At 67.7% G+C, this 11,548-nt stretch carries 9 protein-coding genes and 1 pseudogene; 8 read left to right on the top strand and 2 right to left on the bottom strand.

Annotated features, from left to right (window positions below):
* The 8 genes and pseudogenes from ACIPVK_RS07025 to ACIPVK_RS06990 all read left to right on the top strand — a co-directional run.
* Window positions 1–218 (top strand): annotated as a pseudogene (locus ACIPVK_RS07025) (serine hydroxymethyltransferase); the annotation flags it as partial.
* Between the two features lie 4 nt (window positions 219–222).
* Complete coding sequence (locus ACIPVK_RS07020) at window positions 223–1,440, top strand: sarcosine oxidase subunit beta family protein (RefSeq protein ID WP_217388402.1); 1,218 nt, start codon at window positions 223–225, stop codon at window positions 1,438–1,440.
* 17 nt (window positions 1,441–1,457) lie between these two features.
* The gene (locus ACIPVK_RS07015; protein WP_407611243.1) at window positions 1,458–1,766 is read left to right on the top strand and encodes a sarcosine oxidase subunit delta; all 309 of its coding nucleotides are present in this window, start codon (window positions 1,458–1,460) and stop codon (window positions 1,764–1,766) included.
* A complete protein-coding gene (locus ACIPVK_RS07010) occupies window positions 1,763–4,675 on the top strand; it encodes a sarcosine oxidase subunit alpha family protein (protein ID WP_407611242.1) in 2,913 nt (970 codons plus the stop codon). Before ACIPVK_RS07015 ends, ACIPVK_RS07010 begins: the two co-directional genes overlap by 4 nt.
* Window positions 4,668–5,285, top strand: coding sequence for a sarcosine oxidase subunit gamma (locus tag ACIPVK_RS07005; protein WP_407611241.1), 618 nt, complete (start codon window positions 4,668–4,670; stop codon window positions 5,283–5,285). The genes ACIPVK_RS07010 and ACIPVK_RS07005 overlap by 8 nt, the downstream gene beginning before the upstream one ends.
* A 215-nt stretch (window positions 5,286–5,500) precedes the next feature.
* The gene (gene purU, locus ACIPVK_RS07000; protein WP_407611240.1) at window positions 5,501–6,367 is read left to right on the top strand and encodes a formyltetrahydrofolate deformylase; all 867 of its coding nucleotides are present in this window, start codon (window positions 5,501–5,503) and stop codon (window positions 6,365–6,367) included.
* 496 nt (window positions 6,368–6,863) lie between these two features.
* Window positions 6,864–7,697, top strand: a complete 834-nt coding sequence (locus tag ACIPVK_RS06995) for a formate/nitrite transporter family protein (protein WP_407611239.1) — start codon at window positions 6,864–6,866, stop codon at window positions 7,695–7,697.
* Between the two features lie 235 nt (window positions 7,698–7,932).
* Window positions 7,933–8,694 carry a MerR family transcriptional regulator gene (locus tag ACIPVK_RS06990; RefSeq protein ID WP_407611238.1) on the top strand — a complete coding sequence of 254 codons (762 nt, stop codon included), beginning with the start codon at window positions 7,933–7,935 and terminating at the stop codon, window positions 8,692–8,694.
* Between the two features lie 75 nt (window positions 8,695–8,769).
* Here the strand turns inward: ACIPVK_RS06990 and ACIPVK_RS06985 are convergent, their stop codons facing one another.
* Window positions 8,770–10,455: a thiamine pyrophosphate-binding protein gene (locus tag ACIPVK_RS06985; protein ID WP_407611237.1), complete on the bottom strand. Its 1,686-nt coding sequence runs from the start codon at window positions 10,453–10,455 to the stop codon at window positions 8,770–8,772.
* The gene (gene speB / locus ACIPVK_RS06980; RefSeq protein ID WP_407611236.1) at window positions 10,452–11,441 is read right to left on the bottom strand and encodes an agmatinase; all 990 of its coding nucleotides are present in this window, start codon (window positions 11,439–11,441) and stop codon (window positions 10,452–10,454) included. The genes ACIPVK_RS06985 and speB overlap by 4 nt, the downstream gene beginning before the upstream one ends.
* Window positions 11,442–11,548: the final 107 nt, after the last annotated feature.

The following is an 11,548-nucleotide window of genomic DNA, read 5'->3' as shown; positions in this document are numbered from 1 at the left end:
CGATGGTCACCTCCGGGCTGCGCATCGGCACCCCGGCGCTGGCCACCCGCGGCTTCTCCGAGGCGGCGTTCGTGGAGGTCGCGGACATCATCGCCGAGACCCTCATCGCCGGAACCCAGGAAAACAACGAGGCGACGCTCGCGGCCCTGAAGGACCGCGTCCACGCCCTGGCCAACGCACACCCGCTCTACCCGAACCTCGCCCCGATTGGAGCATAAGAACATGGCCGACATCCTCCCCGAGCACCCCGAATTCCTCTGGCGCAACCCGGAACCCAAGTCCTCCTACGACGCAGTCATCGTCGGCGGCGGCGGGCACGGCCTGGCCACCGCCTACTACCTGGCCAAGAACCACGGCATGACCAACATCGCCGTGCTGGAACGCGGCTGGCTGGCCGGCGGCAACATGGCCCGCAACACCACCATCATTCGCTCCAACTACCTCTGGGACGAATCCGCGGGCATCTACGAGCACTCCCTGAAGCTCTGGGAGCAGCTGCCCGAGGAACTGGAATACGACTTCCTCTTCTCCCAGCGCGGGGTCATGAACCTGGCCCACACCCTGGGAGATGTGCGCGAATCGATGCGCCGGGTCGGGGCCAACCAGCTCAACGGCGTGGACGCCGAGTGGATCACCCCCGAGCAGGTCAAGGAGCTGTGCCCGATCATCAACATCGGGGACGACATCCGCTACCCGGTCATGGGCGCCACCTACCAGCCGCGTGCGGGCATCGCCAAGCACGACCACGTCGCCTGGGCCTTCGCCCGCAAGTGCGACGAGATGGGCGTGGACATCATCCAGAACTGCGAAGTCACCGGCTTCATCAAGGACGGCAACCGGGTCACCGGGGTCAAGACCTCCCGCGGCACCATCAACGCCGGCAAGGTCGCGCTCTGCGGCGCCGGGCACTCCTCGGTGCTCGCCGAGCAGGCCGGCTTCGACCTGCCGATCCAGTCCCACCCGCTGCAGGCACTGGTCTCCGAGCTGCACGAACCGGTCCACCCGACGGTCGTCATGTCCAACCACGTGCACGTCTACGTCTCCCAGGCCCACAAGGGCGAACTGGTCATGGGCGCGGGCATCGACAGCTACAACGGCTACGGCCAGCGCGGCGCCTTCCACGTGATCGAGGAGCAGATGGCAGCCGCCGTCGAGCTCTTCCCGATCTTCGCCCGGGCGCATGTCTTGCGCACCTGGGGCGGCATCGTGGACACCACCATGGACGCCTCCCCGATCGTCTCCAAGACCCCGATCGACCAGCTCTACGTGAACTGCGGCTGGGGAACCGGCGGCTTCAAGGGCACCCCGGGCGCCGGCTACACCTTCGCCCACACCATCGCCAACGACGAGGCGCACGAGCTGAACGCCGGCTTCTCCATCGAGCGCTTCGAGACCGGCCACCTCATCGACGAACACGGCGCCGCAGCCGTGGCCCACTAGAAAGGGATCCACACAAAATGATGCTCATCGAATGCCCCTGGTGTGGGCCCCGAAACGAGACCGAATACGGCTACGGCGGCGAGGCCCACGTGGCCTACCCCGAGGACCCCTCGGCCCTGAACGACAACGAATGGGCCAAGTACCTGTTCTACCGGCAGAACCCCAAGGGGCTCTTCGCCGAACGCTGGGTCCACTCCGCCGGCTGCCGCCGCTGGTTCAACGCGGTGCGCGACACCGTGACCTATGAATTCAAGGCCGTCTACAAGCCCGGCGAGCCCCAGCCCCTCAAGACCACCAACGCCCCGGCACAGGGAGGAACCAAGTGAGCACCACCTCTTCGCACCGACTCGGCGCGGAAGCAACGGCTTCGGCCCGCATCGACCGCACCCGCGAACTCTCCTTCACCGTTGACGGCAAGCCCTTCTCCGGCTTCGCCGGGGACACCGTGGCCTCGGCCATGCTCGGCGCCGGCATCCGGGCCTGCGGCGACTCGCTCTACCTCAAGCGCCCGCGCGGCATCGTCTCCGCCGGCGTCGAGGAATCCAACGCGCTGATCAAGGTCGGCGCCCGCTGGGCCGGCCACGTGAACGAATCGATGCTCCCGGCCACCACCGTGGAACTCACCGACGGCATGGACGTGACCCTGCTGCAGGGCCTGGGCCAGCTGGACCCGCGCACCGATGAGGCCATCTACGACCGCAAGCACGTGCACACCGACGTGCTCATCGTCGGCGCCGGCCCCGCCGGACTGGCGGCGGCCCGCGAGGCGGCCAAGTCCGGCGCCCGCGTCATCCTCATCGACGAGCAGCCCGAGGCCGGCGGCTCGCTGCTTTCGGCCTCCACCGAAACCATCGACGGCAAGAGCGCCGCCGAGTGGATCGCCGAGACCCGCGCAGCGCTGGCGGAAGCCGAGGAGTTCACCCACCTCTCGCGCAGCACCGCGTTCGGCAGCTACGACGCCAACTACTTCGTGGCCGTCCAGCGCCGCACCGACCACCTCACCGGCGAGCTGGGCGCCGGGGTCTCCCGCGAGCGCATCTGGCACATCCGTGCCAAGCAGGTCGTGCTGGCCACCGGCGCGCACGAGCGCCCGCTGGTCTTCGAAAACAACGACCGCCCGGGCATCATGCTGGCCGCCGCGGCCCGCTCCTACCTCAACCGCTACGGCGTGCAGGTGGGCAACGAAGTGGTCGTGGCCACCACCAACGACTCGGCCTACGCGCTGGTCGAGGACCTGTTGGCCTCCGGGACCACCGTCGCCGCGGTCATCGACGCCCGCGAGGAGCCGTCGATCCGCGCCACCGAGGTCTCGGCCCGCGGAGTGCGGGTCGTCCTCGGCTCCGTGGTCGCCGACACCGCGGCAGGCGCCGACGGCTCCCTGGCCGCTGTCACCATCAGCGGCATCGACGCCGCCGGGGCGCTGACCGGGGACACCGAGACCATCGACGCAGACGTGTTGGCGGTCTCCGGCGGCTGGAACCCCGTGGTGCACCTGCACTCCCAGCGCGAACGCCGCCTGGGCTGGAACGAGGCGCTCTCCGCGTTCGTCCCGGCGCACCCGGTGGCCGACCAGCAGACGGCAGGGGCCATGAACGGGCGCCTCGAGCTGGCCTCCGCGCTGGCCGAGGGCGCGCGCGCCGGCGCCGACGCGGCGACCGCCGCGGGCTTCAGCACCACCGCCACGGTGCCCAGCGCACCGGTGGAGACCCCCGGAGCTTCCCGCGCCCTGTGGCTGGTGCCATCGCTGGCGGGCGACGCGGCAGACTACAAGAACCACTTCGTGGACTTCCAGCGCGACCAGACCGTGGCGGACGTCTTGCGTTCCACCGGTGCGGGCATGCGTTCGGTGGAGCACGTGAAGCGCTACACCTCGATCTCCACGGCCAACGACCAGGGCAAGACCTCCGGGGTCAACGCCATCGGCGTGATCGCCTCGGCCCTGGGCACCAACGACGTGGCGGGCATCGGCACCACCGCGTTCCGCGCCCCCTACACCCCGGTGGCCTTCGCGGCCCTGGCCGGGCGCGAGCGCGGGGAGCTCTTCGATCCGGCCCGCCTGACTTCCATCCACCCGTGGCATGTGGAGCGCGGCGCGCTCTTCGAGGACGTCGGACAGTGGAAGCGCCCCTGGTACTACCCGCTGGAAGGCGAGGACATGGACACCGCGGTGTACCGCGAGTCCAAGGCCGTGCGCGACTCGGTGGGCTTCATGGACGCGTCCACGCTGGGCAAGATCGAGATCCGCGGCAAGGACGCCGGCGAATTCCTGAACCGCATCTACACCAACGCGTTCAAGAAGCTCAAGCCCGGGCTGGCCCGCTACGGGTTGATGTGCAAGGCCGACGGCATGATCTTCGACGACGGGGTGACGCTGCGCCTGGACGAGGACCGCTTCTTCATGACCACCACCACCGGCGGGGCCGCCGGCGTGCTGGACTGGCTGGAGGAATGGCTGCAGACCGAATGGCCGGAGCTGGACGTCAAGTGCACCTCGGTCACCGAGCAGGTATCGACAGTCGCGGTCGTGGGGCCCAAGTCCCGCGCAGTGCTGGCCAAGCTCGCCCCCGAGCTGGACCTGGAGAACGAGTCCTTCCCGTTCATGGCCTTCAAGGAGACCGTGCTGGCCTCCGGGATCCAGGCGCGTGTCTGCCGCATCTCCTTCTCCGGCGAGCTCGCCTACGAGATCAACGTGCCGTCCTGGTACGGGCTGAAGGTCTGGGAGGACGTGGCGGCGGCCGGGGAGGAATTCAACATCACCCCCTACGGCACCGAGACCATGCACGTGCTGCGTGCGGAGAAGGGCTTCATCATCGTCGGGCAGGACACCGACGGCACCGTGACCCCGCAGGACGCCTCGATGGAATGGGTCGTCTCCAAGGTCAAGGACTTCGTGGGCAAGCGTTCCTTCGACCGCAAAGACAACCAGCGCGAGGACCGCAAGCAGCTGGTCACCGTGCTGCCGGCGGACAAGTCGTTCCGCCTGCCCGAGGGCACCCAGCTGGTGAACGCCGGAACCAGTATCACCCCGGAGATTGCTCCGGTGAAGATGCAGGGCTTCGTCACCTCCAGCTACCACTCCCCGGCGCTGGGTCGCAGCTTTGCGATGGCGCTGATTTCCAACGGCCGAAACCGCATCGGCGAGGAACTGCAGGCGTACGTCGATGGCAAGCTTGTCGACGTCGTTGTGGGCGAAACCGTACTTTTTGATTCCGAAGGGAGCCGTCGAGATGGCTGAGCAGGTTTTGACTGATATTTCCGTGTTGCGCACCAGTCCGCTGGCGCACCTGGCATCCGCACTCGAGCAGGGCTCGGTGCAAGGCGAACGCGGCGTGAAGCTGCGCGAGATCGCGTTCACCACCCAGATCGGCCTGCGCGCCGAGCCGGGGACCGAGGCGCACGCGGCGCTGTCCGCGGCAACCGGCGTGGGCCTGCCCGCCTCGGTGGGCCAGGTCGCCGGGAACCCGGAGGGCACCGCGGTGATCTGGAGCGGTCCGGACGAGTTCCTGGCCGTGGCCCAGGAGGGCACCGAGCTGTTCGCCGACCTGGTCCAGGCGCTGGGACAGGCCCCGGGGCAGGTGGTCGACCTCTCGGCCAACCGCACCGTCATCGAGCTCTCGGGCCCCAGCGCCCGGGAAGTGTTGGAGAAGGGCTGCCCGGCGGACCTGCACCCGCGCAGCTTCGCCACGGGCACCGCGATCACCACGGTGCTCGGCCCGGTCCCGGTGGTGCTGTGGAAGAGCGCCGAGGACACCTTCCGGGTGCTGCCGCGTGCGTCCTTCGCCGACTACACGGCGCGCTGGCTGCTCGATGCCATGGCGGAATTCGCTTCCGCCCCCATCGACTAGGCGCCCGCCTTTCCGGCAAGCCGCCCCTTGGGCGGGCGCCCCCTCCCCTCGCCGTGGGTGGGGCCGCCCGCCCGCGGCCGTGGACGCAACACCGCCGCGAAGGATGCGGGGTTACGGGCGAGCGGCACCTAAGATAACGAGCGGAATACCAGCAGCAATCAACAGACCACCCTTCGCGCGGCCCCGGCGGCCGCGCATGCATCGGAGTGCCGAAAGTGGAAACACAAACTGAAGTCGAACACATCCTCACCGTCGCCTGCCCGGAGCGCCCGGGCATCGTCCATGCGGTGACCGGGTTCCTGCTTGCCCAGGGCCGCGACATCGTCGAGCTCAAGCATTTCGGGGACCGCCGCGCCGGGCAGTTCTTCATGCGCGTCGATTTCGCCGGACCCGACGCCCCGGGACTGACCGAGTCCATGCGCACCGACTTCGCGGCCCTGGCCGACGAATACGGGATCGACTGGACGCTGGCGCCCAAGGGCACCAAGAAGCGCGTGTTGATCATGGTCTCCAAGTTCGACCACTGCCTCAACGACCTGCTGCACCGCGCACGGTTGGGCGAGCTGCCCATCGACGTGGTTGCGGTGGTCTCCAACCACACCGACCACCAATCGCTGGCCGAGTGGCACAACATCCCCTTCTTCCACGTGCCGGTCACCCCGGACACCAAGCCGGCCGCGGAGGCGCGCCTGCTCGAGCTCATTGACGAGTTCGACGTGGAACTGGTGGTGCTGGCCCGCTACATGCAGGTGCTCAGCGACGAGCTCAGCCGCAAGCTCACCGGAATGACCATCAACATCCACCACTCGTTCCTGCCGTCCTTCAAGGGCGCCAAGCCCTACCACCAGGCCTGGGACCGCGGGGTCAAGACCGTGGGCGCCACCGCCCACTACGTCAACGCAGAGCTCGACGAGGGCCCGATCATCTCCCAGCAGGTCCAGGACGTCGACCACACCTACTCCCCCGCGGACCTGGTGGCCGCCGGGCGCGACACCGAATGCAAGGCCCTGTCCAACGCGGTGAAGTGGCACTGTGAGGGACGCGTGTTCCTCTACTCCAACCGCACCGTGGTGCTGCGCTAGCAACCGGCGCGAACGATAATTTTTTCCGGCTTCGGGCCGGCGGGAACCTTCCGGGGTTCTCGCCGGCCCGAAGCTTTTGTGTTCGTCCAGCAGCTACATGGCCGCTTCTCCAAACGCCTTCGCTGCAGGCTCCGGCCCCCATTCGCCCGGGGTTTGTTCCTGCCGCTGCCGTGCCTGCCCGTGGCCGAGGTCGGTGAGGCTCGCGCCCGGCTCCCCGGTGTTGGAGGCTCTCAGGCCGTGTCGAATGAGGACTGGTCGCACGGGTGCCATCGTCCCGGGGCACCACCAGCCGCATGCTGCGCCGCCTGGCCACCACCGGCACCGGTACTACAACGAGGCGACTCCCATCCGACTGGGGGGGGTGATGCCGAATGCCAACTCAGCGGGCAAGTATGGACGGATCCTTCATGCGATGCCATCCTTTGATCACCAAGGTCCAGCACTCCAGGGCCCGTCCAAAACCTCAATGTCGCGACGCAGCGGGAAGTTGGAAACGATGACGGATGATGCACGTCGGCGACAGCTTGGCGACAACGACGCCCCGGTGGAGGAGGAGATTGAGGAGGCCTTCGACCGCATTGTCGAGGAGGGGGCCCAGCGCCTGGCCAGGAACTGGACCACGGTTCTGGTGACCGGGACCTTCGGCGGGCTGGAAGTCGGCGTCGGTGTCATGGCCTATTTGGCGGTCATGCACGAAACGCACAACCACCTGCTGGCGGGGCTGGCCTTCGGCATCGGAATGGTCGCCTTGCTGTTGGCCAAGAGCGAGTTGTTCACCGAGGGTTTCCTGGTGCCGATCACCGCGGTGGCAGCCAAGGAAGCCAGCGTGAGCCAGCTTTTCAAGCTCTGGGGCGGAACATTGGTGATGAACCTCGTTGGCGGGTGGGTGTTCATGTGGATCGTGGTGCAGGCTTTTCCACAGTGGACGCCCGAGCTGGAGGCTTCTGCCCTGCACTTTGTGGAAGCTGGATTCACCTTGCAGTCGGTCTGTTTGGCCATACTTGCCGGGAGCACCATCACGCTGATGACGCGCATGCAGCTCGGAACCGACTCGGACGTGGCAAAGATGGCGGTGGCCGTGGCCGACGGGTTCCTGCTTGTGGGGCTGCAGTTGTTCCATTCGGTCCTTGATTCGCTGTTTATTTTTGGCGCGATCCAGGCCGGGGTCCCGCTGGACTATCTGGATTGGCTGGGCTGGTTTGGCTATTCGTTGCTGTTCAACATTCTCGGAGGACTGCTCCTTGTCACCGTCTTGCGGTTGGTGCGAAACAAGGATCTGATTCGTGAACGCCGGGACAAGGCGCCAGAGGATCCGGAAGCGGCACGGTAACGCGCGCAAGGCGATTCACCGGTGAGCACGGGCGCCCCATTGGGATTCCAGCCTTCAACGCGGGGGAACCGATTCCCGGGCCCAACATGAGAGGACCTGATAGCCGGGACGTTGCTCTCTCGTTGCCTGGATCTCCCACATGCAAGCTGAAGCGGCACCTGTGGCGGGTGGCCCTCGAACCCTGCGTCCGCACCCCCTTGACATTGACGTCGCGTCAAGAATTACCGTTGATTTCATGGAACGGTCGATACAACAGGTCGCCAAGCTTGCCGGCACCACCAGCCGCACGCTGCGCCACTACGACGACATCGGGCTGCTGCCGCCCAGCCGCATCGGGCACAACGGGTACCGGTACTACGACGAGGCGTCACTGATCCGGCTGCAGCGCGTCCTGTTGCTACGCGAGCTGGGACTCGGCCTTCCGCAGATCTCCGAGGTCATCAAGGCCGAAGCGGACGAGGCCTCGGCCTTGACGACGCATTTGGCCATGCTGCGGCTCGAACAGGATCGTTTGGCACGGCAGATCACTGCGGTGCAACACACCATCGATTCACTGCAAGGAAGAGGGAAGCTCATGGCAGAGGACATGTTTGACGGATTTGACCACACGGTGCACCAGCAAGAAGTGGAACAGCGCTGGGGCAAGGATCCCTACGCCCGTTCCGACGCCTGGTGGCGCTCCCTGGGCAAGGATGGGCAGGAATCCTGGAAGCTGATGGCCAAGGAGTTGGGCAGCGCCTGGATCGCCGCGGCCAGGGACGCCGGAACCACCCCGGATTCCCCTCGGGCCCAGGACTTGGCCCGGCGCCATGTCGAATGGCTGACTGGCATTCCGGGGACCCCGGCGTCGGACCCGCGGGCCGACACCAAGGCCTACGTCCTGGGACTGGCGGAGATGTATGTGGCGGACGAGAGGTTCGCCGCGAACTACGGCGGAGTCGAGGGCGCGTCCTTCGTGCGCGACGCCCTGACGGCCTATGTCGGAACCCTGCCCTAGGCGAAAAAGTGCGGGCCCCCGGACCGACTCATGCATCGGTCCGGGGGCCCGCGCCGCCGCATGGAGGTGTGGCAGCTAGCCCAGGTGGGTCGGCGCGAACATCTTCAGCAGCGTCTGCACCACCACGACGTTGGGGCCCTCGGCGGCGAAGGACTCTTCGAGTGCCTCGCGCACGTTTTCCGGCTCGACCAAGCGGGCCGGAACCCCGAAGGACTGCGCCAGCGCCACGAAGTCGGGGCGCACCAGCTCGGTGGCGGTGGCCTTGCCGAAGGTCCCGACCATGTATTCGCGCAGGATCCCGTAGCCGCCGTCATCGACGATCAGCCAGGTGACCGGCGCATTGTGCTGCCTGGCGGTTGCCAGCTCGGCAATCGAGTACATGGCCGAGCCATCTCCCGAGACCGCCAGTACGCGCGCCTGCGCCGGCGTCTTGCCCGCGACCTGCAGCCCCAGCGCCCCGCCGATGGCGGAGGGGAAGCCGAAGCCCAGGCCGCCGGCGCCCTGCGCGGAGTGGAATTCGCCGCTCTTGGCATCCCAGCAGCTCCAGCCCCAGTAGGCGGAGATGGTCATGTCCCAGAAGGTCTGCATGTCATCGGGCACAGCTTGACGGATGTCCGCCATGAATGTGCGTTCCTTGGCCAGGTCCTGGGCATCGAGCCTCGCCGCGACCTTGGCCAGGGTCTCGGCCACGACCGCTTCGGGGCTCTGCCCGTGCCAGTCGGCGGCGGTCCCGCCCTCGAGCTTGCCCAGCGCCTCGCCCAGGTATTCCAGCGCCGCCTTGGCGTCGGCCCGGATGCCCAGGGCGGGACGGTTGGATTCGAGCACGCGCGGCTCGGCGTCGATCTGGATCAGGTGCCCGCGCGGCTCCAGGGTGAAGTAGTTGCTGGTGACCTCGCCGAGGGCCGAACCCACCACGATCAGCACGTCCGCGTCCTCCAGGACCTCGGTGACGTGGCGGTCCTCGACCCAGGACTGCAGGGACAGCGGGTGGTTCCAGCCGAAGGCGCCGTTGCCGCCGGGCGAGCAGAGAACCGGGGCGCGCAGCGTCTCGGCCACCGCGAGCAGCGCGCCCTGCGCCCCTGCCCGGCGCACCCCTCCCCCGGCCACGATCACCGGGCGGCTGGCCTTGGCGAGCCAGCGGACCGCCTCGTCGATGAGCTCCACGCGGGGCGGGTGCTCGTAGGCCTCGGCCAGCGCGTCGATGACCGGCGGCACCAGCACCGGGGCCAGCAGCACGTCCTGCGGGACCTCGACCCAGACCGGGCCCTGCGGCACGGTGATCGCATCGGCCCAGGCGTCCTGGATGGCCGAGGGGATGCCGGAGGCGTGGTGCACGGTGCGCTGGGACTTGGTGACGTTGGCCGCGGAGGCCTTCTGGTCATCGAGCTGGTGCAGCATCCCCTTGCGCCGGGCGCCGAGCCCGTCCAGCGGGATCTGGCTGGCGACCACCACCATGGGCACGCTCGTGGCGTAGGCCTCCTGCAGCCCGGCCAGGGAGGTCAGCGCGCCGGGCCCGGTGGAGAGGAAGAGCACCCCGACCTCCCCGGTGGCCCGGGCATAGCCGTCGGCGGCGAAGGCGGAGTTGTTTTCCACGCGGGAGGAGACGAAGTGCAGCTTCGAGCGCGAGAGCGCGTCGAAGAGTCCCAGCGCGTGCTGGCCGGGGATGCCGAAGACCGTGTGGGCACCCAGTGCCTCGAGGGTCTCGATGACCAGGTCCCCGCCGTTGCGCGTGCCCACCTCGTCGATGTCGTTCTGGCTCATGCCTTGGCGGCCTTGTCGGTGGCGCGCTTGTCACTGATCAGCGAGATCAGGTCGTAGGCGACGTGCGAAGCGGCAACGCCGGTCATTTCGGCGTGGTCGTATGCGGGGGCGACCTCGACGATGTCGGCGCCCACGATGTTCATGCCGCGCAGTCCGCGGATGATCTCAAGCAGTTCGCGGCTGGTGATGCCGCCGGCCTCGGGCGTTCCGGTGCCCGGGGCGTGGGCCGGGTCCAGCACGTCGATGTCCACGGAGATGTAGAGCGGGCGGTTGCCGATCCGGTCGCGCAGCTTGTGCACGATTTCGGTGACGCCCTGGTAGTAGACGTCCGAGCTGGTCACGATGCCGAAGCCGAAGCGCTTGTCGTCTTCCAGGTCCTTCTTGCCGTAGAGCGGACCGCGGGTGCCCACGTGGGAGATGGCCTCGGTGTCGAGGATGCCCTCCTCCACCGCGCGGCGGAAGGGCGTGCCGTGGGTGTACTCGGCACCGAAGTAGGTGTCCCAGGTGTCCAGGTGCGCGTCGAAGTGCAGCATGGCCACGGGGTTCCCCGCGCGTTCCGCTGCGGCGCGCAGCAGCGGCAGCGCGATGGTATGGTCCCCGCCCAGGGTCACCAGCGTCGAGCCGTCGGCGGTCAGGTCCAATGCGTTTTGCTGGATGGTCTCGATGGCCTCGTTGATGTTGAACGGGTTCACCGCCATGTCCCCGGCGTCGACCACCTGGGCCTGGGCAAAGGGCGAGACCTTCAGTGCCGGGTTGTAGGGGCGCAGCAGCCGGGAGGATTCACGGATGTGCGTGGAACCGAAGCGGGCACCTGGCCTGTAGGAAACGCCTGCATCGAACGGGACACCCACGACCTTGATGTCGGCGGCCGGGACCTGGTCGATGCGCGGGAGCCTGGCGTAGGTCCCCAGGCCGGCGAAACGTGGAATCTTGGAGGCATCGATGGGCCCGATGTTTCCGTTGTCTTCAATGCGGATTTCTTCCACGATCTTCTCCCTTAGGGGTTTCCGGCAGCACCGGGCGCCGAACATGCCTTGTTGCTCAATATGAAACAACCGTTGCCCTGTATGCTATTTGTGGCGCGACTTACAGT

Source organism: Paeniglutamicibacter sp. MACA_103 (genome assembly GCF_045798555.1).
In the GTDB taxonomy this organism is placed as follows: domain Bacteria; phylum Actinomycetota; class Actinomycetes; order Actinomycetales; family Micrococcaceae; genus Paeniglutamicibacter.
The sequence above is the reverse complement of the archived record's forward strand: the minus strand, read 5'-3'. Positions and strand labels throughout refer to the sequence as shown.